Source organism: Ruminiclostridium cellobioparum subsp. termitidis CT1112 (assembly GCF_000350485.1).
Classification (GTDB): domain Bacteria; phylum Bacillota; class Clostridia; order Acetivibrionales; family DSM-1351; genus Ruminiclostridium; species Ruminiclostridium termitidis.
The window spans coordinates 18,075-43,970 of the sequence record NZ_AORV01000056.1; the positions used below are offsets into that span (position 1 = coordinate 18,075).

General features: G+C 39.6%; 23 protein-coding genes and 2 tRNA genes. 4 read left to right on the plus strand and 21 right to left on the minus strand.

Annotation, left to right across the window (positions count from 1 at the left end; all coding sequences use genetic code 11):
• Positions 1 to 153 precede the first annotated feature (153 nt).
• The 4 genes from CTER_RS19620 to CTER_RS19640 form a co-directional block, all read right to left on the minus strand.
• Positions 154 to 1,215: an HD-GYP domain-containing protein gene (locus CTER_RS19620; protein WP_004628597.1), complete on the minus strand. Its 1,062-nt coding sequence runs from the start codon at positions 1,213 to 1,215 to the stop codon at positions 154 to 156.
• Between the two features lie 272 nt (positions 1,216 to 1,487).
• A complete protein-coding gene (locus tag CTER_RS19625; RefSeq protein ID WP_004628626.1) occupies positions 1,488 to 1,670 on the minus strand; it encodes a hypothetical protein in 183 nt (60 codons plus the stop codon).
• A gap of 502 nt (positions 1,671 to 2,172) precedes the next feature.
• Positions 2,173 to 2,248: transfer RNA gene (locus CTER_RS19635), tRNA-Thr, on the minus strand.
• A 4-nt stretch (positions 2,249 to 2,252) separates the two neighbouring features.
• Positions 2,253 to 2,328, minus strand: a tRNA-Val gene (locus CTER_RS19640).
• 329 nt (positions 2,329 to 2,657) lie between these two features.
• On the opposite strand from CTER_RS19640, the gene deoD reads away from it, so the two are divergent.
• Both deoD and CTER_RS19650 read left to right on the plus strand, forming a co-directional pair.
• Entirely contained in the window at positions 2,658 to 3,368 is a 711-nt protein-coding gene (gene deoD, locus CTER_RS19645) for a purine-nucleoside phosphorylase (protein ID WP_004628583.1), read from the plus strand.
• A 263-nt stretch (positions 3,369 to 3,631) separates the two neighbouring features.
• Positions 3,632 to 6,139, plus strand: a complete 2,508-nt coding sequence (locus CTER_RS19650) for an LTA synthase family protein (RefSeq protein ID WP_004628642.1) — start codon at positions 3,632 to 3,634, stop codon at positions 6,137 to 6,139.
• 37 nt (positions 6,140 to 6,176) lie between these two features.
• Here CTER_RS19650 and arcA read toward each other — a convergent pair whose 3' ends face one another.
• The gene (gene arcA / locus CTER_RS19655) at positions 6,177 to 7,409 is read right to left on the minus strand and encodes an arginine deiminase (protein ID WP_004628627.1); all 1,233 of its coding nucleotides are present in this window, start codon (positions 7,407 to 7,409) and stop codon (positions 6,177 to 6,179) included.
• 231 nt (positions 7,410 to 7,640) lie between these two features.
• On the opposite strand from arcA, the gene CTER_RS19660 reads away from it, so the two are divergent.
• Positions 7,641 to 7,913 carry a hypothetical protein gene (locus CTER_RS19660; RefSeq protein WP_004628646.1) on the plus strand — a complete coding sequence of 91 codons (273 nt, stop codon included), beginning with the start codon at positions 7,641 to 7,643 and terminating at the stop codon, positions 7,911 to 7,913.
• On the opposite strand, the gene CTER_RS19665 is transcribed toward CTER_RS19660, so the two are convergent.
• From CTER_RS19665 to CTER_RS19680, 4 genes are all read right to left on the minus strand, one after another.
• Entirely contained in the window at positions 7,910 to 8,647 is a 738-nt protein-coding gene (locus tag CTER_RS19665) for a class I SAM-dependent methyltransferase (RefSeq protein ID WP_004628562.1), read from the minus strand. The two genes, CTER_RS19660 and CTER_RS19665, sit on opposite strands and share 4 nt — an antisense overlap.
• Positions 8,648 to 8,718: 71 nt before the next feature.
• Positions 8,719 to 9,216 carry a hypothetical protein gene (locus CTER_RS19670; RefSeq protein WP_004628610.1) on the minus strand — a complete coding sequence of 166 codons (498 nt, stop codon included), beginning with the start codon at positions 9,214 to 9,216 and terminating at the stop codon, positions 8,719 to 8,721.
• 51 nt (positions 9,217 to 9,267) lie between these two features.
• Positions 9,268 to 9,909: a lactate utilization protein gene (locus CTER_RS19675; RefSeq protein ID WP_004628648.1), complete on the minus strand. Its 642-nt coding sequence runs from the start codon at positions 9,907 to 9,909 to the stop codon at positions 9,268 to 9,270.
• Between the two features lie 168 nt (positions 9,910 to 10,077).
• A complete protein-coding gene (locus CTER_RS19680) occupies positions 10,078 to 10,521 on the minus strand; it encodes a GreA/GreB family elongation factor (protein WP_004628565.1) in 444 nt (147 codons plus the stop codon).
• Positions 10,522 to 10,966: 445 nt separating this feature from the next.
• On the opposite strand from CTER_RS19680, the gene CTER_RS19685 reads away from it, so the two are divergent.
• Positions 10,967 to 11,527, plus strand: a complete 561-nt coding sequence (locus tag CTER_RS19685) for a flavin reductase family protein (RefSeq protein ID WP_004628572.1) — start codon at positions 10,967 to 10,969, stop codon at positions 11,525 to 11,527.
• Between the two features lie 99 nt (positions 11,528 to 11,626).
• Here CTER_RS19685 and rlmH read toward each other — a convergent pair whose 3' ends face one another.
• The 12 genes from rlmH to CTER_RS19745 all read right to left on the minus strand — a co-directional run bounded on the left by rlmH (position 11,627) and on the right by CTER_RS19745 (position 25,863).
• A complete protein-coding gene (gene rlmH, locus CTER_RS19690) occupies positions 11,627 to 12,106 on the minus strand; it encodes a 23S rRNA (pseudouridine(1915)-N(3))-methyltransferase RlmH (RefSeq protein ID WP_004628570.1) in 480 nt (159 codons plus the stop codon).
• Between the two features lie 81 nt (positions 12,107 to 12,187).
• Entirely contained in the window at positions 12,188 to 12,979 is a 792-nt protein-coding gene (locus tag CTER_RS19695; protein ID WP_004628624.1) for an MBL fold metallo-hydrolase, read from the minus strand.
• A gap of 65 nt (positions 12,980 to 13,044) precedes the next feature.
• The gene (locus tag CTER_RS19700) at positions 13,045 to 14,310 is read right to left on the minus strand and encodes a UDP-N-acetylglucosamine 1-carboxyvinyltransferase (protein WP_004628652.1); all 1,266 of its coding nucleotides are present in this window, start codon (positions 14,308 to 14,310) and stop codon (positions 13,045 to 13,047) included.
• Positions 14,311 to 14,442: 132 nt separating this feature from the next.
• Positions 14,443 to 15,267, minus strand: coding sequence for a two-component system regulatory protein YycI (gene yycI, locus CTER_RS19705; RefSeq protein WP_004628587.1), 825 nt, complete (start codon positions 15,265 to 15,267; stop codon positions 14,443 to 14,445).
• Between the two features lie 37 nt (positions 15,268 to 15,304).
• Entirely contained in the window at positions 15,305 to 16,591 is a 1,287-nt protein-coding gene (locus CTER_RS19710) for a hypothetical protein (protein WP_004628641.1), read from the minus strand.
• Between the two features lie 201 nt (positions 16,592 to 16,792).
• Positions 16,793 to 17,263 (minus strand): hypothetical protein, encoded by a 471-nt coding sequence (locus CTER_RS19715; RefSeq protein WP_004628606.1) that lies wholly within the window; start codon positions 17,261 to 17,263, stop codon positions 16,793 to 16,795.
• A 105-nt stretch (positions 17,264 to 17,368) separates the two neighbouring features.
• Positions 17,369 to 19,210, minus strand: a complete 1,842-nt coding sequence (locus CTER_RS19720) for an ATP-binding protein (protein ID WP_004628638.1) — start codon at positions 19,208 to 19,210, stop codon at positions 17,369 to 17,371.
• 97 nt (positions 19,211 to 19,307) lie between these two features.
• The gene (locus tag CTER_RS19725) at positions 19,308 to 20,000 is read right to left on the minus strand and encodes a response regulator (RefSeq protein WP_004628616.1); all 693 of its coding nucleotides are present in this window, start codon (positions 19,998 to 20,000) and stop codon (positions 19,308 to 19,310) included.
• Between the two features lie 154 nt (positions 20,001 to 20,154).
• Positions 20,155 to 21,303 (minus strand): TolC family protein, encoded by a 1,149-nt coding sequence (locus tag CTER_RS19730; protein WP_004628629.1) that lies wholly within the window; start codon positions 21,301 to 21,303, stop codon positions 20,155 to 20,157.
• A 22-nt stretch (positions 21,304 to 21,325) separates the two neighbouring features.
• A complete protein-coding gene (locus tag CTER_RS19735; protein WP_004628554.1) occupies positions 21,326 to 22,651 on the minus strand; it encodes a TolC family protein in 1,326 nt (441 codons plus the stop codon).
• Between the two features lie 145 nt (positions 22,652 to 22,796).
• The gene (locus CTER_RS19740) at positions 22,797 to 24,638 is read right to left on the minus strand and encodes a polysaccharide biosynthesis protein (protein WP_004628628.1); all 1,842 of its coding nucleotides are present in this window, start codon (positions 24,636 to 24,638) and stop codon (positions 22,797 to 22,799) included.
• Between the two features lie 151 nt (positions 24,639 to 24,789).
• Positions 24,790 to 25,863, minus strand: a complete 1,074-nt coding sequence (locus CTER_RS19745; RefSeq protein ID WP_083909043.1) for a Wzz/FepE/Etk N-terminal domain-containing protein — start codon at positions 25,861 to 25,863, stop codon at positions 24,790 to 24,792.
• Positions 25,864 to 25,896 lie beyond the last annotated feature (33 nt).

Consider the following 25,896-nt stretch of genomic DNA (forward strand, 5'->3'; position numbering starts at 1 on the left):
GTTCAAGAACTCCTTGACAAACGTGTGCGCCGGTTTCACAACGGTAATTCAGGCAAACCGTATATGAAATCTACTCTGCTGATATAATATATTCTATAAAAATAAAAAAATTCCTTTTCCCGGGCATTATGTAAATCTTATTTTAACAAACAGTTATTGTATCAGCTTCGTTATTACCACCGAGCGGTATTCACTGTCATTGATCAGATCCACTATTCTGGTTTCTTCCCCGGATATTATCTTAAGCGTCGGCCTTAAGCAAACTTCATCACTATTGCCTATTACCAGCCCTGTCTCCCCATTGCTGAGTAATACAGATGCTCCCACAGGATATGGATACACCCTGGAAGTAAATATTTTCACCAGCTCCGGATCGAACAAGGTCCCGCTGTTCGCCATGACATATTCTATTGCTTCAAGTACCGGGCAGCCTTTGCGGTATGACCGGTCGGATGTCAAAGCATCGTATACGTCGGCAATACATATTATCCTTCCGAAAAGAATGATATTCTCTCCCGACAATCCGTTGGGATATCCCGAGCCGTCATAATGCTCATGGTGTGATAAAACGGATACTGTTATCTTTGAAGATAGATTATTTCCGCCCGACAGCACATCATACCCTTTTTTACTGTGGGTTTTCATTATTTCAAATTCTTCATCGGTTAATTTACCGGGTTTATTCAATATCTCCGTTCCGATAAATAGTTTTCCGATGTCATGAAATAGCGCAGCAGTACCCACTGTCAGCATATCCGCCTTGTTCAGTTTCAAATGGTATGCTATTGCCAGCGCAATTATTGCTACGTTCACGGAATGAAAATATGTATAATTGTCAAACATTTTTAATTCCAGGAGATTCAGGTTCAGCTCTCTCTTTGAGAGTATATCGTCCACCAGCTCGGAAATCATTGACTGCAGATTGTCTATTTCATTACTTAGAGTTTTTTTATCACTTTTCAGAGTAAGAGCATTGTTCAATTTCTTGGCCAGAGAAAATCTTACCTCGTTGGAAACAAAGTTTTCCTGATATTCTATACCCTCTGAAAGTTCATCTTCTATTAGTAATCCCTTATAGCCCAGTAGTTCAAGTCTGTCGATAGCTGCTCTTGTCAATTCCGTATTTGTATTGATCAGTACAACGCCCTGCTCGTTAAAAATGGTTTTCCCTAACCTCATACCTTCCTGTACGAGATTAATTGCTAAATACCTCACTTATACCCCCATGATTTAAGAAAATTTAAACCGTTATGTTGTTTTAATACTCTGTCGTGCTGCATTAGCGGCTGTCAAGCATTTCAACCGTACCTAAAAAGAAAAACGATTTCTATTATATATTAATTGACATAACCTTGGAAATAGTTATTTTGTATAAAAATTTTTTGTATTATTATGAAAAAATAAAAACAACCGGCATATTGATATACTCGCCAGATTGTTTTTATTTTTTTCTAATTGTATGCACATATACCATCTACCATCCGTTATTATTGTGATTTACTATCTGTTGTAAACAAGCCGGCCGCTGTAATAAAAATACCTGCGAACGGTGTTACCCTTCCCATAAATAAAAGGAAACCCCCTTCTACAAATCCAATCAACATTACTTTACAGGCTATTCCAAATAAAATAAGAGCAATCCCAAACAACATTACTCGGTAATCTTTCATTTTCAACCCTCATTTCTTATTTCTTTGTTTCTATCTCCGTTTATTTATGATAAAAATCTTTAGCTTTAAGACTTTACCTTTAAGTAAATATATTACATTTTCCTTCACAAGTAAATGGACTAATTGTAATATTGTCTAAAATGCTTATTTTACATTTATACTTTTCAAATTAGGAATTATGACGATTCTTTGATATCTGTTTTGGTTTTGAGTCCTTTATAAATTTACATAAGGTAGTTATGTTTTTTCCCGCAGAAAATGCAAGCGCCCTGGAGCTGGCGGACGGAATCGCCCGGCTTCGCCGTGCTTATGACGTCGCCCACCTTCTCTTCGTTCAGGTGCCGGGCTCGTGCCCTTTCGGGTTCAATTCCTTCATTTTCTTTTATCCCCGCCGGGAGGCCAGTGGGGACTACGGGGAGACTGATCTCTCCCGTAAGACGCTTCGTGTCTTTTTTATAAATAAAAAAGACACCTGCATTTTCCGCAGAAAATGCAAGCGTCTTGGAGCTGGCGGACGGAATTGAACCCCCGACCTGCTGATTACAAGTCAGCTGCTCTACCTGCTGAGCTACACCAGCATGATGGTGGGAACTATAGGGCTCGAACCTATGACCCTCTGCTTGTAAGGCAGATGCTCTCCCAGCTGAGCTAAGCTCCCATCAATGCAAGTTCCGACTTCAAACCCACACAGTCATATGTGTCAAGGCAGCTGTCTTTCCTGCAAGAGGTATTATAGCACAGTTGTTTTTAATAAGTCAATATCCTTTTTGCGTGGCATATAATGTATTCCCTGGTTTCTTCATCCAAGAAATTTTTAAATATTTTCAGACAGCACAGAGGAATAAATAAATTTTCTCCTGTATTTTTAATGGAAAAATTGTATAATTTAAAATATGGCTGCGGCATTTATAAAGTTCTACAATCTGGATAAAATAAGGTTGGTTTGCTGCAGACTTGACGATTACTATATTATTGGAGGTAAAATGTATGTCGATACCAACACCGCATATTAATGTCAGCGAGCAAGGTATAATAGCTGAAACGGTATTAATGCCGGGAGATCCTCTCCGTGCCAAATTTATAGCAGAGACTTACCTTGAGAATCCTGTTCAGTTTAACACAGTCAGAAATATGTTTGGATATACAGGAACATACAAGGGAAAGAAAATATCCATAATGGGGTCCGGAATGGGCATGCCGTCAATCGGAATTTACTCTTATGAACTGATACATTTTTATGGAGTCAAGAACATAATCAGAATAGGATCCTGCGGAGCTATTCAAGAGGACATTAGGATCAGGGACATTGTCATAGGAATCTCGGCTTCTACAAATTCAAACTACGCATCACAGTATGATTTGCCCGGAACATATGCCCCCACGGCCTCCTGGTCTCTTGTTAAGAAGGCGATAGATATTGCGGAAAGCAAGGGAATACCCACAAGAGTTGGCAATGTCCTCTCTTCCGACATATTCTACGATGATGATCCCGACACCTGGAGAAAGTGGGCTAAAATGGGGGTTTTAGCTATTGAAATGGAAGCTGCGGCATTGTATATGAATGCTGCCCGTGCAGGAGTCAATGCCCTGTGCGTCCTGACAGTTTCGGATTCTCTGGTATCCCATGAAATCACTACTGCTGAGGAACGCCAAACTTCCTTTACCAATATGATGGAAATAGCTTTGGAGCTTGCCTAGTACAATATTCTGTATGTTGTACTATAATACGGGAATACGGGGTAAAATCATTTGTCATTTGTATTGTTCATGTAACCAATGCATCCGGCAGATTATTTTACCCTTTTAATATTTATCTTTTTGGTTGATAATACTAATTAGTATTTAGTATTCTTTTTACTTTTTTGTTACAATTATTAATTTATTTTTAACAATACTTTAACAATAAATATTACTTTGGTATAATCTATTGATTAATAAATCAATGGAAGCTGGGAAGAAAAATGAAAAAAATAAACAAAGGAATTCTTGCATTGATTGTTGCTGTGGCAATTAGTGCAATTGATATTTTTTACAACGGTAACGGGTATTCTCAACTGCTGCTGGCTTTGGCCGCCTCGTTTGCAGTTTTCAACATGCCTGCAATACCTGATAAACTTAATAAATTGCCCTACTCAAAGCTTATTTTATTTATATTAAATATTGTGCTGTTGGTATTCACCTTCAAACATAAAGTACTGCTGGTAAATATGCTTTTGTTGTCATATTTGATTTGGAGTGCGGTAACACCGTTTTTTCAAAAATTCAAATCCTTTTTACCTGTAACGTTCCTGATGTGTTTTGTAGCAGTATATGCCGCTTCTTTCTTAGGCTTCAGCGTACCACTGTTCATTTTTGTGTTCTATCCGGTATATGCATTGGGGGTTTTAACACATGAGAAAAATATTATTAAGACTCCAAAAATATGGTTGTTTGCATTTTTAAACCTGGCAGGTGCTGCAGTACTTCTTGTTTTATTCATGTATAAAGCCCTGGGGCAATCGGTTCTGAGCAGCATCCTTTTTACAAATATCACAAAACTGGGAACCGTTACCGCCGTATACCTGCCCTTTATAGGACTGTTTATGGCGTGGTTTGCCGCGTCGGGCAACTTGATCTTCCATATGCTGACATCAGGTTTTGAAAAGGGTAATACGGCCTTTGATCTCTCTGATTATTTCAAACCTGTCTTCAGCTTTATTTCGTTTTTTGTATTTGTTACAGTCATCACATTTTTATGTGAGTATTCAATAAGGCAGGAAATAAAGGCAACAATCACTGACATGCTGCATCCCAACATAATGTTCAACATACTGGTTTTATGCAGCCTATACATGTGCCTTATTTCGCTGTTCGGAAAAGGGATTTCAAATGTTTTGCTCTCAATAGTTGCAATATTCCTTACTATAGCTAATTTTATCAAGTTCACATACTTTGATGAACCTTTTTACCCATGGGATCTGTACATGTTTAAAAACCTCATAGGTATTTGTAAGGATTATCTAAATATACCTATTGTAATTGCGGTGCTGGTAATCCTGGCAGGCCTGATATTTTTACTGGTTAAATTCAGGAAAAATGTACTCAGTTATCTCAAGCCGGGATTCAACTTTGTCATAATGCCCTTTGCACTGATACTGTTTCTTCTAAATGCCAACGTGTTGGCTGATTACAGGCTATCCGTCCAGGTGGGCGTTCAAAGATCCTGGTATATCGGCAAAGCTGAAATACTTGCAAATGGTATGTACGCTCAGAATTATTACTATCTGACCGACCTGGAAAAATATCTGAATCCCAAGCCTGATGATTACAGTGAAGAAACCATGCAGGCCATTTCTGATAAATATCCTGCTTCGGTAGATAATTCCGTTACGGCCTCCACCGTCGGAGGAGCTGTGAAATCGGCGGAAAAACCTAACGTTATAGCTATTATGAGTGAAAGCTACTGGGATTTGACCAAATTAAACGGGTTAAGTTTCAGCAAGGATGTGGCTGAAAATGTCCACAAGTATCAGAGGGGCATGCTGGCTCCGCCGGCAATCGGAGGAGGTACTGCAAATACCGAATTTGAAGCCCTTACAGGTATGTCCTTATACTTTATGAGCCCTGGAATTATAGCATACAATGCCTACCTTAGGACCGAAACTCCAAGCATTGCTTCGGTATTCAAGGATAACGGCTACAGCACAACGGCCATTCATCCCAACGGCGGCTGGTTTTATAACAGGGATAAGGTATACAACTATTTCGGCTTTGAAAAATTCTATGATGTGTCCAGCTTCGATATGAACACCCAAACAAAGGGACCGCATATTTCCGACTATGCTCTTGTTGACAAGATACTTGAAACCTTGAATTCTTCAGACAAGCCTGCTTTTATCTTTGCAGTTTCAATGGAAAACCATGATCCTTTTGATAATAAATACAGCAGTTTTGACGTCAATGTAGAGTCCGACCAGTTGAATTCCTCACAGAAAAGCATTATAAACGGTTATGCCCAGGGACTGTATGATGCAGACCAATCCCTCGGAAAGCTCATAGAAGAACTTAAGAAAAGTGACAAACCTACCCTGTTATACTTTTTTGGGGATCACGCACCTCGTCTGGGTACTCTTGATGATTACTACAGCGTTTACGACAAACTCGGTGCAAAACAGGATTCTGAGCTCAAGCAGGGCATCGGTGAATTGAAGTACTACACCACGCCTTTGGTTACGTGGTCAAATTTCCGGGAAATGAGGAGCTTTTCAAGTATAATCTCCCCGTCCCACCTTTCCTATGAGATATTGAAGGACGCAGGTGTGGACCATCCCAATTATTTCAACATAATGCCCCAGCTGGAAGAAAAATATCCCATAATGCATTTGAAAAACATGGGACTGGTAGATCCTGACGATGAACTGGTAAAGGATTATCGTCTGATACAGTACGATCTGCTTTTCGGCAACAAATATCTCAAGAGCGGTAACTAGCAATATACGTTTTAGATGTTACAGACCACTAGTCATATTATTGCTTATAAGGATTATCCCTATAAAGGGGCATACTCATACACCTTGGTCCTCCCCTGCCTCTGGAAAGCTCATAGGAGTCAAATTCCAGGACTTCTATGCTGTTTTTTCTCAGTGCATCATTAGTGATATGGTTTCTGTTATAACATACAACCTTCCCGGGGGAAACCGCAAGCGTATTACTGCCGTCACTCCACTGTTCCCTGCTGGCAGCTATGATATCACCGTCACCGCACCTGATCAGATTCACTGCCGGCAGCTTAAGGTGCTTCTTTAATATCTCAGACAGGTCACTATGCTCATATTTGATATGCAACCGGTTATTTGCCGCCCTGCTTATACTGTAAACGTCCAGCGGGGCTTCTATGCCCGGAAATATTGTAAACTGGTCATAATCAACCATGGTAAATACGGTGTCCAGGTGCATATATGCCCTCTTCTTGGGGATGTCAAAAACGAGGACCGTATTGAAGGGTTCCTCTGACTCCAAGAGCTTTTGAGCTACCCTCTCAACCGCTATCGTACTTGTTCTGGCACTTACGCCGATAGCTACAACCTTGTCTGAAAGCACCAGAATATCCCCTCCCTCAATGGTATGGGTCTTATCCCTGTTGTACCATCTTGGAACTTCCTTGAATCTCGGGTGATAATTAAATATATATTTTGCAAAGATGGTCTCTCTGTTTCTTGTTTCATTTGCCATCACATTCAGGGATATTCCCTTCCCGATGGATGCAAATGGGTCTCTTTGAAAATACATGTTCGGAATAGGATCAAGATAGAATGGATAGGCATTTTTAATCATATCTCCCAATGTTTTATGTTTGATATCCTTCAAATCACTATGCCTTGTTCCGGCTATACACTTATTTATAAAATCCCGGGGCGTCAATGAGCTGAAATATTCTTTTATCGCTTCCTGAAGCCCGTCTGTAACAACTTTTCCCTCAATCATGAAATCCATAAGAAACTCTTCTCTTATATGTGAATCCTCAAGGATATCTGTCATTAAGTCAGTCATATAGACTACTTCTACCTCTTCCTTCCTGAGGATTTGTACAAACTGCTCATGTTCCCTCTGTGCCTGATCCAGATATACAATTTCATCAAACAGAAGTTTTGTCAAATAATCCGGTACTATATTTTCCACTTCCAGCCCGGGACGATGAAGCAGAACAGATTTTAATTTTCCTATTTCACTATAAACGGAAATGCCGGGTTTAAAAGACATAACTTTCCTCCCAGATACATGTTTTCTTTCAGTCCGAAATAAATTCTTATCTATAGTTCCCTTGTGGTACACTGTTATTCAAATTTTTAAAAAGCAGAGGTGTAAAATTAAATCCAATATTTTAATTTTACAAATGAGTAGATTATGTTTTATATAAATCTAAAGGGACATACTAAAATAAATAGTGCTATATATCAGGATTTATTTTAACACGTAAGCGGAGGACATGCAATGAATAAAATTGATGAAGCCATTATCAGCATCAGATCGCTGGAGTGCCCGACAGGACAATTGGAAAACAAGGTTGCCGGAATACTTGAGAAATACGGAGTCGCCGGCAGAACCCAAATTAATATTGACCGGGAAAAAATTCTGGATACCGACGGGGCCCAGGCTTATAAAGTTAAAATTGCAGATAAGGGTCAGCCTTTGATTGTAATGGCCCAATCAGGCTATGATGATTATGTGGCCAGGGTTGTCGATGTTTACACCGACAATACCTAGCGCTTTTTTACCGCTGATATGAGCAGCATCATGGGCCGGCGCAGTTCATCAGCCATTCCGGGAACAGAATAAAGCAGGTGCTCCGCAGGTTTTGGTTCTACTATCCCTGTTATCTCAAAGCCTGCCTGGATAAGACCATTTAAATATGTGGTCAGGGTTTTATGATATTTTATTACTTCCTCTCCCAAAAAGTCAGCCTTACGGCTCCCCTCGGTAAAGTATTGGTCCACAGGCCAGTGAAGCCGGTTGCCCTGTTTGTCATAATACCAGTCCTGTTTCCCCTGTGCGGTAAATATGGGATGTTCCACTGAGAACACAAATTCTCCTCCGCTTGTGAGGCATTTGTTTACTTTGGCAGAAATATCTTCAAACGACTGAACATAGTGTAAAGCCAGCGAACTTATTACTACATCAAAGGAATTGCCGGCGAAATCAATATCCTCAATGGGCATGCAAATATACCTGATGTATTCGGATTCAGTCTTATTCGCTGCTTCATTCAACATCTTTTGTGAGATATCAACACCCACAGCTGATTTTGCCCCATTCTCAACAGCAAACCGGCAATGCCATCCAAAACCGCAGCCTAAATCCAGAACCCTCTTACCTTTAAAATCAGGCAGCATCTTTTTCAGTTCATGCCATTCCCCGGCGGCCTCAAGTCCCTTCTTAGAACGCTCCATATTACTGTATTTTTCAAAAAAAGTACTGTCATCGTATTTATTCTGCTTCATATTTTATATCCTCCAGATCAACTGTTTTTAGGCCTATCAGCCTGGTATGTTGTTATGCATGCATCCGGTCATCACAAAAACCTTTTATATTCATCCAAAACGCCCGAAAGCTGGCATAAATAGTTCTTTATCTCCCCATCCCTGATAAGGAGGTGAAAAACGTTGATAACTTTTCTTCTAAACATTAAATCTATTTTAAACTCACGGAATTCCATCAAAAGCGGACATATATATCTTGCTCTGGGGTCTTCTATTACAGTTAACCTGCCGTCTTCGCCCAGATAGGGTATATACGGAAAAATCCTGCATGCCAGGGGTCTGAGCTCCCGGTTACAGGTTCCCTTGCAAACAGTAAAAAGAACGTCGGTGCTTAAAAGCTTTTCCTTTCGTATTGTCAAAAAGCCCTCCTGCCTGTCAAACATAAGCTCCTCACCCGGAAATAGACACATTCCCGCATCGTTGTCACCTGAGCAGCATTTACTGCCGCAAAGCAGGCCGCAATCGAATTTTAAAGGAGTGGAGCCCTCCAGCATCCTGTATGCTTTTCTATATAAAGCCTTTTTATTCATAATATAATCCCCTCAAGTGTGAATGAACAGCCTCCTGCGGTCTACAAGCCATTAATACCCCAGATGCCTTCCCACAATGATAACCTTGATTCTGTCCCTGTTGAACTGTCTTCTTATAACTACAAAATCGTTGCAGATTCTATCCTTACTGTTACAATCAATGCAATATCCCAGGCTTGTGCAGGGTGTATCCTTGTTCAGCCTCCTGGCATCTATAGGGGCAGCATAATTGCGCACCCTTTTTTCTGCCTCTTCCAGGTTATTTACTATCTTATTTATGCCGGCAACAATTATAACCCGTTCGGGACCGTACAGCATTGCTGCCACTCTGCTGCCGTTTCCGTCAATATTGTACAGTTCACCCTTTTCAGTGACAGCATTGGTGCTGCACATAAATACGTCGGCAGAAAAGTTTTTCCTGTACAGCTCTTTCTTTTCTTCGCTTGTTATGCCGGCTCTGTATTTATCTAAAAAGTTGTACTTCCTGCTTCTCAGAAATTCTATTACACCCGTCTCGAACAGTGTCATCGAATCTCCGACGCCAACTGTGGAATTTTGCGGTATAAGGTCCTGAAGCGTTTCAATCAATTTTATTTCGTCTTCCACATAGAAACCGCCGATATTATGTTTCGCCAAACCCTCCAGGGTTCTTTCCACTTTCTTTTCCATATACCAGGAAACACTTTCATCCATTATATTATCCGCTCCCCGCCGCAGTCAGTATTCCTTTCATAGATATATATTATACTAAAGTTATGGGATGGGGGCTATCCTCCCTTTATAATTTATAAGACCCTTCAACAAATATTTAATATGTTAAAGGGTCTTATAGGAAGTGTTTTTCTGTAATCTGATACCGGCCTATCTCAATTTTATTGATTTAATTCTATATCTGTATACACCTGAAGGTGTATTAACGGAAACAACAGCCCCTTCTTTTCTGCATAACAAGGCCTTTCCCATGGGAGACAGTATAGTTATGCAATTACCCTCGGTGCGGCCGGTTTCCGGGACAACAAGCCTATAACTATAGGTTTCCTGTTCCTCGACATCTTCTACCTCCACTTCACTGTTCAAGCATACAAACGGAAAGTCATTATTTGTTTCGTCTGATAGTACTACATTTTTAACAATTGTATCTACAGCACTTAAATAGTTGTCTAAAAGTTCCTCAAATTCTTTCCTGTGTTTGTTGAACTCAGGAAAGTACAGATCAACGATTTGCGTTCTCCTTTCCTCAAAATCTACTAAATGAGCGAGCAATTTCTCATATGCAGGCGTATTTAGCTTAAGCTTTTCTGTCACAAAATCTCCTCCATTTCACAAGTAATTAAATGGTACCCCTCCTAAAAAAAAACATATGGCACTTTGCCCAAAAGGGCAAAGCACCATATGTAATATGATACCATATTTGTTGCACCATGTCAAAACCAGCATGTACATATCTTCAAAGCCAATTACATATTTAATATGGCTTTTTCATAAATATCCAAGGTCATTTCAGTGACATCTATTTCACTTTAATTCTTGAAAAGCTTTACGTATATCATATTGTTCTGCACAATAAAAAACTGTTTTAAGTAATTATTCGGTTAATATCAAAAAATGCCCATGAAGAAAAACAAATCCTCAGGGCACACCTTGACAATATAATAACTCATTGCAAAGAAAAAGTCTATACTTATTTGAAAAAACAAGCTATATTATAAATGCTGGCAGCCAAGCAAAACATATATTTGGAGGTTTGAACATGAAAAAAGTAAAAATTAAAAATTACCCGATGGTTAATCCGACTCCTATTGTACTTGCTGGAGCTGATGTTAATGGCAAGCCTAATTATACCACTATTGGGGCATTCGGAGTAGTGTGTACAGGACCGATTTTTTATATCTCCTTAAAAGATACCCATTTTACAACTATTGGTGTCAGGGAAAACGGTTACTTCAGTGTGAATATTCCTTCTGCTGACATGATTCAAAAAACAGATTACTGCGGTTCAGTATCAGGAAAAGCAATAGATAAATCACATTTGTTTTCATCCTTCTACAATGAGTCTGGGAAAGCTCCAATGATTAGTGAATGCCCTATGAACTTTTTGTGCAAAGTCATTCAAACAGTTCCTATGAACGGATTTGAAGTATTTTTTGGAGAAATAATTTCAACGTTTGTAAATGAGGATTGCTTGACAGGTGATGTACCCGACCCGCTAAAAATCAATCCGACTTTGGCAATGGGCTTGAACTACTATAATTTAGGCCAGCCGGCAGGAGCCGTGTTTAAAGAAGGAAAGAAAATAGATAATAATGAATAAAGTATTCATGAAGGGATATCATTTTTTGATTATCCCTTCTTTATTTATAAAATTTATCTCACCCGTGAAGCTATTCCCTATAATGTTCACATGTTAACCTCATTTATGATAAGTCTCATTCTTCATTATCTTAAATGCCCTGTACGTCTGCTCAAGGAGAATGAGACGTGCCAGCTGGTGCGGGAAGGTCATTTTCGACAGGCATATTCTGTAGCTGGCCGCACTGACCAGGCTTTGATCCAATCCCAGAGAACCACCGATGATAAAGGTTATATGGGAATTTCCTGTGAGCATGACGCTCTCAAGCTTGGAGGCTAAGCCTTCCGAAGTTGTCTGTTCCCCCGCCAGGTCCAGCAGTATGATATAACTGCCTTCCTTAACCCTTTTGAGCAGCCGCTCGGCTTCACGCTGCTTTACCTGGGCTTCCTGTGCGGGGCTCAGTGTATCGGGGGCGTGCTCATCCTCCACCTCTATCAGCTCCATATCCGCAAAACGTGAAAGCCTTTTGGTATATTCCGAAATACCTTCCTTGAGGTACCGTTCCTTTAGTTTTCCAACTGCCGCAATAGTTATTTTCATTTTTTTCTCCATAAAAAAGGAACCCTGTATCCGGCCCCCTGAATTTATTAATCAAATTATAAATCTAATAATATGTTTTACTTATAATATTTTTACCTTCCCGACCCTGTCCCTGCTTGCCACCTCAAGCAGCACATCTCCGCCCACTGCGATCTGCTTCTCGGTAAGAGCATTATATGTAGTCTGATATGCCAGTTCGGGAAAGTTGTTCTCGTGGCTTAAATGTCCCAGAATGAAGTTCCTGCAGCCCTTTTCAGCCAGGTAGGCAATAACTTTTGCGGCCATCTCGTTTGACAGATGCCCGTGATCGCCCATGATCCTCTTCTTCAGCGACCATGGATAAGGTCCTACCCTCAGCATCTCAACATCATGATTGGACTCAAGCAGCATCAGGTCATTGCCCTCTATGTATGAAAGAAGTTCCTTATTCATATGACCTATATCGGTAGCTGTTGTTATACGCTTTCCCTCGGCAAAAAAATTGTATCCCACCGGTTCGGCCGCATCATGGGGTATCAAAAACGGCCGCACACATATGTCTCCGATCTCAAACTCATCTCCGGTACAGAAACATACCCTGTTTTCCAGCTTGACCGGTCCCAATCCGCACTCCATTGCACACCAGGTAGCCTCATTTGCGTAAATGGGAACATCCTGTTTTCTGGATATTATACCTGCTCCACGCACGTGATCAATGTGTTCATGTGAAATTAATATAGCGCTTAACTCCGCCGGATTTTCTCCAATGGAGCAGAGCGCTTCCAATATCCTCTTTCCGCTTAAACCTGCGTCTATAAGAAGTTTTGTTTTCTCAGTACCTATAAATAAAGCGTTTCCACTGCTTCCACTAAACAAACTGCAAAACTTTACCATTTAAGCTCCATTTCTTCTTCATGCAAAGTAAATTTGCCCAAAGCAGAACCAAAAAATTTCAATGGTTAATCTTCTGTTGATATCCTTGTTATATCTGCTCCAAGCAAATTAAGCTTGTGAACAAAATTCTCATAGCCTCTGTCTATATATTTAATATTAGTAATTTCCGTTGTTCCCTTTGCGGCCAAACCCGCCAAAACCATGGCTGCTCCAGCCCTCAGATCGGTTGCCTTGACAGGCGCTCCTGTCAGCAGGGCTCCTCCGTCAATAACCGCAATTCTGCCTTCCACTTTTATCCTGGCACCCATGCGCTTAAATTCATCCACGTACTGGAACCTCGAGTCCCAGATACCCTCTGTTATGGTACTGACGCCTTCAGCCATATTCAGCAGAACGGTAATCTGCGGCTGCAGATCGGTGGGAAATCCGGGATAAGGCAAAGTCATTATATTAACATTCTTAACTTTATTGCCGCCTATAACCCTTATAAAATCCTCGTCTTCTTTAACCGTAACGCCCATTTCAATCAGCTTTGCAGTGAGAGATTCCATATGCTTTGGAATAACATTCCTAACTGTTACATCTCCCCTTGAAATTGCAGCAGCAATCATAAAGGTTCCTGCTTCTATCATATCGGGAATTATTGTGTGAATTCCGCCGCCTCTCAGGTGTTCCACACCCCTGATCTTGATAACGTCTGTTCCCGCACCTCTTATATTAGCCCCCATAGCATTCAGAAAGTTTGCCACATCAACAACATGGGGTTCCTTTGCCGCATTTTCTATCACAGTCTGCCCACTGGCCTTTACTGCAGCCAGCATAAGATTTATGGTGGCGCCGACACTGACAACGTCCAGGTAAATCTGTGCACCTTTCAGCTGTGACGCATCAATTTTTACTATGCCATGTTCAATAACAACATGGGCTCCCATAGCCTCAAAGCCTTTAATGTGCTGATCTATAGGTCTGAATCCAAAATCACATCCTCCGGGAAGTGATACCTCCGCCTTCCCAAATCTGGCAATCAACGCTCCCAATAAATAATACGAAGCTCTCATGCTTTTCACAAGTTCGTAAGGTGCCTGCCAGCAGTTTACCTCTCGTGTGTCACAAATTACGGTATTGCTGTCTTCTTTAGTTATCTTAGCGCCCAATTTGGTGAGGATATCCAATAAAACTTTAACATCTTTTATGTCAGGAACATTTTCTATTCTACTGATCCCATTTATTATCAATGCCGCGGGTAAAACCGCAACTGCAGCATTCTTTGCTCCGCTAATGGTAACTTCTCCGTTCAGGGGACATGGCCCGTTTAATAAGAACTTATCCAAACCCTTCTACACCAACCTTTTGTATAAACTGTAAATGTTTTGCTAAACATTACACACACGAGAACATTATACCATTTAGTTATAAATTATTCCACTAGAAATGTAGCAAAAAAAATATTACCAATTTACAAACTATTCCATAAGCTCACCACTGGTGGCATTGAAGTAGAATTCCTTTCCCTGGTTGGTTGTTATTCTCCAGGAAAGTCCCTCATACAAGGTTTTAGTATCCTTATCCCCCTTTATGCCTTTAAAGCCAATATCAACATCGCTGATGTCAATCCCGGGATAGCCGGTCATCTTTGTTACCAGAATCTGATACACAGGTATTACTTTAATATCTCTGCTGCTTATGGTCAAAGGCTTCTTATATTGATACTTTATGCTCTTTAAACCTGCTTTTCCTATCTCTACTTCAATGTAGTTATCAAACACGGTATAATTTTTATAAATCCCCTTGTAAACCGCCTTTGGATCTTCTCCGGAGGGAGAGGAAGAAAAGCTGTCCAATTGAAACTCATCAAGGGGAATGCCAAGCTTTTTGGCCAATTCCTTTAAATAAATCTCAACCTCACTTTTGCTCTGTGAATATATTTTCTTATTACTCCCGCTGTCACTGTACTCAAAATAACAGCCGCTGTTGAATACAATCTTTTCGGTACCCTTCTCATAGATATTATCACTAATTTTGGAATAATTATCCCCCAGGAGCCCATTAATTATTTTATTTTTATCCAGAACTGTTTCTTCATACTGCAATATAAAGTCTTTACCGTTATATTTCGGTATCGGACATTCGATATGTACATTGTTCTGTTCCAATATTTTTTGGGTGTTAATAATGGTATCGCGGGAAATTTCCCCTCCCTTGGTATTCTGGTATAATATAACGGCCAGAACAAGGTTCAATACAATAAACGCCCATATTAAAATTGTTTTTGCCTGTTTCCAGTCCATAATTATCACCTACACAGAATATTGTAATTACTGTACATTATTTCCCATCCAGGGGCATATCATAACTGCCGGTATTATTAAAAAGTACAAAGCTTGGAGTAATCATGGTGCTGTTTACCTCCGGAGGCGTAAGTACGTAATATATCCCATAGTCCCGTATAGGCAGGTTTGCGTTGCTGAGCTCCTTATTTAAACTATAGGCTCTATCTACAAGTTCAGGGAAATTCCAGGTATATTCTTTAAAAATCTTATTGACCTCAAGTTTTAACGCTACCCATCTGCATTGGATCACTCTTTTTGAAGTTGCCTCGATTGTTATGGCGCTGTCCAGCGACTGTTCGCTGTTGGGAAGTTTAAAATCCTTCAACAGCAGAGGGACATCTCCGTGCCCTTCACCATCAGCTATACTGTAGTCAAATTTAAATATGAAAGAGTTACTCCCTTCCTTCACAGAGGACAGGTATAGATTGATATTGTCCATGTGCCTGCTGCGGGCCTTGAGCTCCATTATAAAGCCCACAGCCTTTTGATATGCATCAAGTATCCTGGTCCTTTCGGTTACACCTTGGTTTCCGGTATACTTGTACTCAATAACGGAATTTTTATATAACCTGTAAACACTGTCGGACTTTTTAAAAACAACAGCGCCATAGACATCTTCATCCGGGTAATAGTCATTCCTGATTTCACCCAACAATTCCAGCTGGATGGCATCATATTCGGCCAGACTTGAGGTAGGCCCCTGAAGAGAGCCAAAGGATATGCTGTTTAAATTTGTATACTCTTCCTCACTGTTTGATGTAAAGGGAGCAATCATATCTTTGGGCAGCAGGGATTTACTGCCTGTCTCGATTGCTATTTTATAATTTTTAATTTTGAAATTATTTTTATGACTTTCATAGACGGTTTCAAACTCTTTCTGATCCAGGGCAGCTCCGCCGTAGCCTGATACAACATATGTATAGATATTATTACTGTCCTTTATGTAAATAGTGTCCGAATAGCCGTTTTCCGGATCATCAGGATATATTGCAACCTTGTTTAATCCCATAACTGAGTCAACGGAATTTTTTATATTCAATACCCATTTAACTATATCTATATTAATATCGGTTTTAAATTCAAAGTAATAGGGATTATTGGCAGCAATGATCCCCCATTTTTCCTCATTGAAAGGTTCGGTCCGGGTGGGCTTGTCTTTTAGTGCAGCCTTAAGATACTCCTGGGCACCGTTCCAGAGAGTATAATACTCCTCTGAGCCGTTTGGGATTATCAGATGATCGTTGTCGTAGCCTTTTGAGAGAACTATTCTGCTGGGAAGCATAAAATTCCCCTTCATTTTCTCAATAGATGCCTGAGCTATTTTTGAGTCGGAAAAAAAGGAAGATAAAAAAGGGAAACTGCCGGATTGACTACTCCACAGTATTCCCACCTGTATGATACAAACGCTGATTAAAAGAATTAATAAGAACGTTCTAAATTTCTCATAATAATAACCTAAAGTTTTTGATCGCTTATTCATAGATTAATCTTTCTTATCTTTTTCACCGCCGGGATTAGTTATCCAGTCTATGGCTTTTTCAAACCAGTCTCCTGATTTCTTTGCTTCGCCGAATGTAATAGTATAATAAAACTCCTCGGGACTATTCTTGGTTTCCTTTGTATAAGCAGTTATTTTAATGTCATTTGGACCTTTCTTAAGTCTTATGTCCTTTCCGAACATCTTGCCGTTTCCAACCTTGAAAGTGGACACGCCGTCGGTTGTCTTCAGAGGTTTATAATCTCCTGCTTCGGTGTCATAATATTCAAAACTGATGGTAGTCTCATCATAGATACAGGTTCCAAAAATTGAGAATACCTGTTTGGTGACTACTTCATCCCCTTCGGGTCTGGAAATGTCAACCACATGATTGTCATCCGCCGCAAAAACAGGTATCAAAAATATAGACAGCATAGCGCATACGATTATAGTAAATGTAAGTAACTTTGATTTCATAAGGTCCACCCCGAAAAAATACTCTTGTACTGTTTTTACCAGTACCCTACTATAATTATATTACATTTTCTGTTACAAATCCATTACATGGCATTTAAATAAAATTTACACCGCAAGTCTCACTGTAATTTCGGTGCCCTTCTTTTCCTCACTGCTTATGCTTATAGTACCCCCATGTGCCTGAATAATTTCCTTGGCAATTGAAAGTCCCAGGCCGGTTCCTCCCATATCACGCGATCTGGCCTTATCCACCCTGTAAAACCTTTCAAATACCCGCGGAAGAGAATCAGCAGGTATACCGATCCCGTTGTCGGCGACCTTAACATAAACATCATTATAAATCCTGCCGATGTAAACGGTAATTTCCCCATTTTCAGGAGTATACTTAAGGGCGTTGCTTATGAGGTTTACAAAAACCTGTTCAAGCCTGTCCTTATCACCCTTTATATTTGGTATTACACCAATAACATAGCTTTCAAGTTTTTGATGCTTATGTTCGGCCTGCAGGCGCATTCTGTCCACTATATCCCTTACGAGATCCTTTATGGGCACTTCACCCATATTCCAGCTGACCTGCTGATTATCGAGTCTGGACAGCTGCAGTAAGTCCTTAACCAGCCTGGTCATCCTGTCGGCCTCGGTATTTATTACATTCAGGAAGTGTTCGGTAGTTTCCCTGTCGTCCACCGCCCCATCCAGAAGTGTTTCAGAATAGCTCTTTATTGAGGTTATAGGGGTGCGCAGTTCGTGGGACACGTTTGCCACAAACTCACGTCTCATATTGTCAAGCTTCTGTTCTTCGGTAACATCGTGCAAAACCACGATAAATCCTTCCGGTCTGCTTTTTGTATCTGTGAATACCGCAAAGTATACCTTTATGAATAAATCGTTGATCACAGTATCAAATTCTTTAACCGAAGCTTCCTCCAGGTACACTATATTCTCGAGCTGTATATCCAGACCCACACTGCTTGCAAAATCCTGAAAGCTCTTTTCGGCGATATCATCTCCAAGATACCTTCTGGCTGCGGGATTTATATGAATTACGTTCCCCTTAAGGTCGTAGGCCAGAACTCCGTCAGCCATATAATTTAATATTGTAACCACCTTGTTCTTTTCGCTGGATATTTCAGATAAGGTATTCTTGAGCTCATTGGCCATGTAATTGAAGGTCTTTGTGAGATTCCCGATTTCATCCTCGGATTTGACAGCCAGCTGTTCATCAAATTCCCCTTCGGCTATTTTTTCAGCTTTGTGCATTACGCTTATTATTGGCGAAGTTATGGTTTTCGACAAAAAGTACCCCAAAAGCACCGACAAAAATACCGCAATAACAGTACTGGTTAATATGAGGTTGTTAAAGGTTTGTATTATTTGCTCCCAGGCCTCTTTGTTATAAGTAAAGTAAAAAATGAGATCTTTTCTCTCTGAAGGCTCAATGACATATTCAAAATATTCATTCCCCGCTATGGTTTTAACCAGTTTTTTGTTCAAGATGGGAGCGTCCAGCTGTTTAGCCCACATGGGAAACAGATTGTCGGTGGAGCTGTTGAAAAGCTCATCGGCAAAGCGTGCGGGATTTTGAAACTGCTCGTCTGTGGAATAAATAATTCCCCTGTTCGGGTCATTATTCTTTCTGGTAATACTTAGATCTATAATTGTCAGGTTGACATCCGAATTTGTTCTGAAACAATTTATATCATCCCGCCTGTCTTTGAAATAAGTTAAGATGTCCTCATTGGATTCAGGTATGCCCCTCAATTCCTTCCAGTCTTCGAAACCCTTGTCCATATCTTCCTGGAAATTGTTAAAATAAATCGACTGCAGTCCTGAATTTATTATTATATAAACGACACATACCAGGATTACACACATGGATATAAATATATAAACAAGTTTCCACTGCAAGCTGCGCAGCAGCTTCATAAATCCTTTCCAGAACTTCATGCTGTCTCCTTTTATTATTTTGACTTGAGGCCCACCCGGACCTCAAGTCAAAGATAAAACACGTACAATAAAATTGTAATTCAAGCAATGCTGTTAATTATTTATTAAAGTAGTACCCCACACCGCGCTTTGTCACAATATACTGGGGATTTGCGGGATCAAGCTCCAGCTTCTCACGGACTCTCCTGACAGTGACATCCACCGTTCTGACATCTCCGTAATACTCATAGCCCCAGACCTTTTCCAGCAGCGACTCCCTTGAAAAGATGGTTCCCTGCTGTGCCGCCAGGAACTTGACCAGCTCAAATTCACGAAGTGTCAGTTCTATGATTTCCTCTCCCCTTCTGACTTCATAACGGTCGGAATCTATAGTAAGATCGCCGTACTTGTTTACACGGGATTTATCGGCGCTCACCTGCTCAGCAGGCACAAGTCTTCTGAGATTTGCCTTTACACGGGCCATAAGTTCGCGCGGACTGAAGGGTTTTGTAATATAGTCATCGGCCCCCAGCTCCAGGCCCAATACCTTGTCGACCTCTTCTTCCTTCGCCGTAAGCATGAGAATTGGCGTTGAGATTGATTGTCTGAGTTTCCTGCACACTGTAAAGCCGTCCATCTTCGGAAGCATAATGTCCAGCAGTATCAGATCCGGATTCTGTGAAAGTGCAAGCTCCACGGCCTCTTCGCCATCAAATGCCTCCAGGGTATCATACCCTTCTTTTTTAAGATTGAATCTCAAAATATCTACAATATTCTTCTCATCGTCTACAATCAATACTTTTTTGCTCAAAAAATACACCCCTAACAAAATTTAATCGGTGATTAATCCGAAATATACATTTGAATTATATCACTAAATACATGTAATGAAAAATTAATATTTTGCCAATGCTGTAATTTAGACGCAATAAGTCGAAAAATGTTGCAGAATTGCTGCTGCCAAATTACACCAATTGCTCAGTATACAGCTTGAAATCCAAAACTGCCGTGAGGTAGGAAAGTTGTGCCTGGTCATACTGGATCATGGCATTTTCCTTGTCCTCAGCCGCTTTCAAATAATCTACATAGCTTATCATTTCCTGTTTGTACTTCTTGTCAGCTACGTCAAAAAGCTTAGCACTTAAATCGTATTGAAGCTTTGAAATGGAAATATTATCATATAAATTTAATATTTTTGTATAATCGGTCCTTATCTTTTGCTCTATATTATACTTTTCAATCTCGATTTGATTTTCCAATTCTTTTGGTTTATCCTGCAGCATTTCATAATTTGATCCGGTATTTCCACGGGTGTAGGACCCGGCATAGGAATCAATCTTTGCTTCTTCGATCTGTCTCTGAAGCTGAGCTATAGAATTGCTCTCCAGCTTTCTCTTTTCAGTAAGAGCTTCAATATTTTTATCATTTATTGTATATTCATCTATCTTGACTGTTTCTGAATTAAATTGAATCTTTTGCTCCAAATCATAATTAAGCAAGGAATTAATTTTCATTTCTATAGCTGTAAGTTCTGCATTCAGTTTACCAAGCTTCTGGTTTGCCAGATCTACAGCGTTTTCACTCTGACCAAGAGATAGGCTGCTTAACTTTCCAAGTTTGACTTTTTCCTGTTCGACAGTCAGTTCAATCTTTGCTCTTTCGACAGACTTTCCCTGGGACTCAATCTCATACTGCTTAAAAATATATTGATAATACAACTTTGAAGCATCCGCCTTCATAGTCATAACCTTGTTGTTCTTTTCCCATTTAAGCTGTTCCAGTCTGTTTTTAACCTGCAGCGGGTATAATAAAATATTTCTTTTAGTTTCCGCTATATCCTTACCCGGGTTTTCATCATACAGCTTTTGACTTTCTGCATTGTCAACCGCATTTTTATAACGCTTTTCCTGAGTTACCAGCTGATTGTCCAGAAGCTTGATTTCAGGATTTGTATTCATCACTTCTGCAATTAAAGTGTCAAGACTAAATATTTTAGTCATACTTTCGGCACCTGCCGCCTGAACCGGCACGGCAAAGGGTGTTGAAAACGTGATGCCAAATATCATCAGCCCGGCTATTATGTTTTTCAGTTTTGTTTTTATATTTATTTTCATACAAACACCATCTTTTCTTTAATTATTCTAGTATGGCAACATTTGCGCCGTTTACCTGGTAGCCGGGACCAAGCTTGCATGCAAGCTCCTTAAGTCTATAAAAGCAATACGCCGAATCCCGTTGTGCCTTTTTATATTCTATTTCAGCATTATTTGCCGCATCCTTTGCATTCCAAAGCTCTACAAGGCTTAGCTGCCCTTGTGAATACTTTTTCTCTGCGATATTATAATCAGACTTTTTATTTTGGGAATCGCTTTTTTTGATTTCCAGTTGGCTTTGAACCGACTTTGCATCGGTGTATGCCGCTTGAATATCGCCTGTTATATTCAATGTACTCTGTGTTACGGCAAATTCAGAATCCTCCAGCTGCTGCTGAAGATTTGTGCGGGCAAATGTGTATTGTTGCCTTATGTACTTGTCGTAATATTCCAGCTCTTGTTTATACACATCCATCTGAAGCTTTGCATTTACCACTTCACTTCTTTCTGCAAGAGCCTTATCAAGGTAGTTCTTATATGTATCCAGCTTATATTCTTTATTCAAACCGGCTTCCTTACCGGTCAATTCTATTGCCTGAGAACGTTCTATGCCGCAGATCTGTTTAAGTACCAATTCCTGATATTCTCTGTTTCTTTTACTTTTTTGTAACTGCAGCTTTTTTTTGCTGAGCTCTACCCCAAACTTATATTTATCAAGTTCCGAGACTAACCCTTTTTCATATTTCAAAACCATACCCGAATACTGCTTTTCCATTGTATTGAGAGAGTCCTCCAGAGATTGGTACAGTTCATTAAAATAAAGCAAGTTATAGTAAGCAGCTTGAATATCACCCTCAAGCTTTGCCCTGTTTGTGTTATAAGAATCTTTAAGACTCAGCACCTGAAGCCAGGAAGAATAATTTGAAAATGCCCTGCCGTTTAAATAATTCTCATAAAGTGTCTGTCTGTAATATGGTGCATCCCCATATTTATCCCTGTATTTTGCAAACAGATCTTCTTCTAAATTGGTCAGATTGTCAGAGAGTGTCTTTCTCTCAGACAATTTATAGTATTCATCCAGCTCATCCAGCTCACCCTGGGTAACAGCGGTCAACTCCTTAAAGGATTTATCCTCATCTGTCACTCTCCACATTTTTTTTATTGATATATCCATTGAAGTTAATTGCGAAGAACTCTCCACTCCCCTTTTTATGGCATCTTCCAGAGACAGCTTTAAGGGTTGTGAAACATTATTGACATTTTGTTTACCGTCACCATTGTCTGCTGCTACAGATATACCCTGAATGTGGAATGTCAGAGTTAAAATAATCAGCAGACATATATGCAACCTTTTGTTTTTATGTATCAATCTTCATTGCTGCGCAAACAAAATTGCTTCGCGATCTGTTTTCACCATCACAGCTTTACGCAGCTACCTCCCTTCCTTTTTTCTTAAGCTTATAATTTCAGTTATAATATAATACTGTGTATTTTTTAATTTGTATGATTTTAGATCAAACAATATCCTTATAATCGTAATTAGGGACTATTATTTTCATGTAATCCCGGACCTGGTCGGCATTGTTTATAATTATATCTCTCAAACATTCGATTTCACGCCTGAGTATTGCAAGATCCGTATGTAAAGGCTTGGCCACATATATTTTGTTGTTTTTTGTAGCCTCAATTCCCTCTTCGGCCAGCAGCAGCTCTTCATAGAGCTTTTCCCCGGGCCTCAAGCCTGTAAATTCAATTTTAATATCCACGTCTGGTTCAAATCCTGACAGTTTTATAAGGTTTCTGGCAAGATCATAAATCTTGACCGGCTCACCCATATCCAGTACAAAAATTTCCCCGCCCTTTGCCATAGCCCCGGCCTGAAGCACTAGCTGAACCGCTTCGGGTATTGTCATAAAATACCTGATGATCTCAGGATCTGTGACTGTAACAGGGCCGCCCTGCTCTATCTGTTTTTTAAACAGGGGGATAACACTGCCGTTGCTGCCCAGTACATTTCCGAATCTGACCGCAACAAATTCTGTTTTGCTATGTTTTGAGAAAGCCTGAATAATCATTTCGGCTACCCTTTTTGTAGCCCCCATGATATTGGTAGGGTTAACCGCCTTGTCAGTGGATATCATAACAAATCGCTTTGCTCCGAATTTATCTGCACATTCGGCCACATTCAGCGTTCCAAATATGTTGTTCTTTATGGCTTCCGTGGGATTGGCTTCCATGAGCGGGACATGCTTATGAGCGGCAGCATGGAATATTATATCAGGCTTGTAACCTCTAAATATATTTTCCAATCTTGGTTTTTCCCTGACATTGGCAATGACCGCAACAAGATTTAATTCGGGGTGTTTTACAAGGAGCTCATTCTGTATGTCATATGCATTGTTTTCATAATTGTCCAATATTATAAGCTGTTTAGGAGAAAAAGCTGCTATCTGCCTGCACAGCTCTGAGCCTATGGAACCACCGCCTCCGGTTACCATTACCACACGTTCACTGATAAGGCTGCCAATTTCATTATTATCAAGCTTGATCGGATCTCTCCCCAGCAAGTCCTCAATATTTACATCACGGATTTTCTGTACCGAAACTGTTTCATCTATTAATTGGGAAAGTGAAGGCAAAATTTTCACCTTACATTTGGTGTTGGAGCATATGCTAAAAAGTTCATTGATGGTTTTAGGTGATGCAGAAGGAATAGCAATAACTATCTCATCAATATCCTTCTCCTGAGCCACCCTGACAATATCGTTTCTAGTACCCACAACAGTGACTCCATTGAGCTTTTTACCCTGCTTTCCACGGCTATCATCAATTATTGCCACCGGTGTACTCTTCAGTTCGGGATGAAGATGAAACTCGTTTATAAGTGAGGCACCTGCATCTCCAGCACCAATAAGAAGAATTTTTTTATTATTTCTGATCAGGATAACTTCGCCTCTTATTATACGTCTGAAAACACGGTATCCAAGCCTCAGGGCGCCAATTGAAAAACAATCTATAAAGAATGTAATTATGAATATACTTCTGGGCACATGTGTTTGGGTTAGAAATACGTATCCAAGCATAAATGTATTACTCAGGAACGATGCTATTATAATATTCATCAGTTCATATATTCCGGCATATTTCCATAAGCTGTTGTATAATTTAAATATGTAAAATGCTGCTATTTTTATAATTGTAGCTATTAATATAAGATGCGGTATTTCTTTTATAAACTCTGACGAAATATTTCCAAAGCTCAACTCAAATCTCAAGAAATATGCAAGTAAAAGAGAAATATTTATCAAGATTATATCCAGTACTATTAAAAACAATACTCTTACTTTGTATATCATTTGCCAAACTCCATTCCTTGGATTTCATCAACTTACTTTATTATAACAGTAAATCAGGTTTGAGTGAAGTATATCAAAAAAGGCTTGAGTCTTATCAACTCAAACCTTATAAAAACTCATAATTCTTTAACTATATTTCTCCTAACCCAAACTATGCTTTCTTAAACCAATACTCCCTAATTAAAGCTATTCCACATGCAAGCATACCACCTAGAATCAAACCTATAGCAGCATTACGAGCATTACTTGGACTTGTTTTCTGAGTCGGTGCCACCGGCGGAGAGGGTAAATAAATACTTGTTTCAACGACACCTATCAGGCTTGAATCAAGTTTAGCTTCTTTCCCTGTTTCATAGTATTTATCTATAGCTTTTTTCTCAATATCCAGCTGCGTAAGATTTTCAATATCAGTCCTGATAGTATCCTCAATGGTATTTATTTCCTGATTTTTTAGAATAATATCATTTTCAATTTTTGTATAATTGGGATTAATAATATTTTCAAGGACAACAAAATCCTTGGTATTTGTCACCTGGCTCATAGCATCCTTTTGATTAATTGTTTCAGGAGTTTTTGCCAGAAGCTCTTCATTTTTCTTTAAAATCTCACGGGCACTCTTCAGTAAAATATCCTGAGAGTTCTTGTCAACCTTGAAATGGTTAATATAATAATTAATTGCTCTTTCCTTGGTCATAACATCTGCAAACTCAATATAATTATTGTACAGGACCTGAGCTAGTTTCTGTGCTTCTTTTGGCTCATCTGCCGACACTGTCACCTCAAAGCTGTTCTGGACAATATCTGTCGAATTTGCAGCGACTTTACCTATAGATATTTGCTTCTTTAAATTTTCAAGGGTCACATTACTATATTTCATGTCCTTTATTGTTTTTAAAAGAACATCATTACTGGTAATTAAATTTATGTATTGTTCATTAGTAGTAATGGGTAACTTGTATTCTCCGTATCTTGTATTATATGTCTCAGGCATGCTTATAACTATATTCAGCTTTGCATCATAAACAGGTGATAGTATAAACATGCTGAACAGACCTGCCAAAATAGCACCTATAAGTGCAATGCTTACTATCATAATCTTGCGCTTCCATAAAGCCATAAAGAGTTCTTTCAAATAAATTTCATTCTGTTGGTTAATACTCTGACTGTTAACGTTCAGTTGATTTTCAATCATATTAATACTTGCATGACATAAAAAACGCCACATGCATTCCTTTCTCAAATTTAATTTTTTATTTTC

What these genes read in the sequence shown, in the direction of transcription:
- CTER_RS19740 (WP_004628628.1), bottom strand. Translation starts at nt 24,638, where the DNA reads ATGATATACAAAGTAAGAGTATTGTTTTTAATAGTACTGGATATAATC.
- arcA (WP_004628627.1), bottom strand. Translation starts at nt 7,409, where the DNA reads ATGTCTTTTAAACCCGGCATTTCCGTTTATAGTGAAATAGGAAAATTA.
- CTER_RS19625 (WP_004628626.1), bottom strand. Translation starts at nt 1,670, where the DNA reads ATGAAAGATTACCGAGTAATGTTGTTTGGGATTGCTCTTATTTTATTT.
- CTER_RS19745 (WP_083909043.1), bottom strand. Translation starts at nt 25,863, where the DNA reads ATGTGGCGTTTTTTATGTCATGCAAGTATTAATATGATTGAAAATCAA.
- rlmH (WP_004628570.1), bottom strand. Translation starts at nt 12,106, where the DNA reads ATGAAAATAACTATTGCGGCAGTTGGAAAACTAAAGGAACGGTACCTC.
- CTER_RS19675 (WP_004628648.1), bottom strand. Translation starts at nt 9,909, where the DNA reads ATGGATGAAAGTGTTTCCTGGTATATGGAAAAGAAAGTGGAAAGAACC.
- CTER_RS19715 (WP_004628606.1), bottom strand. Translation starts at nt 17,263, where the DNA reads ATGAAATCAAAGTTACTTACATTTACTATAATCGTATGCGCTATGCTG.
- CTER_RS19660 (WP_004628646.1), top strand. Translation starts at nt 7,641, where the DNA reads ATGAATAAAATTGATGAAGCCATTATCAGCATCAGATCGCTGGAGTGC.
- CTER_RS19650 (WP_004628642.1), top strand. Translation starts at nt 3,632, where the DNA reads ATGAAAAAAATAAACAAAGGAATTCTTGCATTGATTGTTGCTGTGGCA.
- CTER_RS19685 (WP_004628572.1), top strand. Translation starts at nt 10,967, where the DNA reads ATGAAAAAAGTAAAAATTAAAAATTACCCGATGGTTAATCCGACTCCT.
- CTER_RS19730 (WP_004628629.1), bottom strand. Translation starts at nt 21,303, where the DNA reads ATGAAAATAAATATAAAAACAAAACTGAAAAACATAATAGCCGGGCTG.
- CTER_RS19670 (WP_004628610.1), bottom strand. Translation starts at nt 9,216, where the DNA reads ATGAATAAAAAGGCTTTATATAGAAAAGCATACAGGATGCTGGAGGGC.
- CTER_RS19665 (WP_004628562.1), bottom strand. Translation starts at nt 8,647, where the DNA reads ATGAAGCAGAATAAATACGATGACAGTACTTTTTTTGAAAAATACAGT.
- CTER_RS19695 (WP_004628624.1), bottom strand. Translation starts at nt 12,979, where the DNA reads ATGGTAAAGTTTTGCAGTTTGTTTAGTGGAAGCAGTGGAAACGCTTTA.
- deoD (WP_004628583.1), top strand. Translation starts at nt 2,658, where the DNA reads ATGTCGATACCAACACCGCATATTAATGTCAGCGAGCAAGGTATAATA.
- CTER_RS19720 (WP_004628638.1), bottom strand. Translation starts at nt 19,210, where the DNA reads ATGAAGTTCTGGAAAGGATTTATGAAGCTGCTGCGCAGCTTGCAGTGG.
- yycI (WP_004628587.1), bottom strand. Translation starts at nt 15,267, where the DNA reads ATGGACTGGAAACAGGCAAAAACAATTTTAATATGGGCGTTTATTGTA.
- CTER_RS19710 (WP_004628641.1), bottom strand. Translation starts at nt 16,591, where the DNA reads ATGCTTCCCAGCAGAATAGTTCTCTCAAAAGGCTACGACAACGATCAT.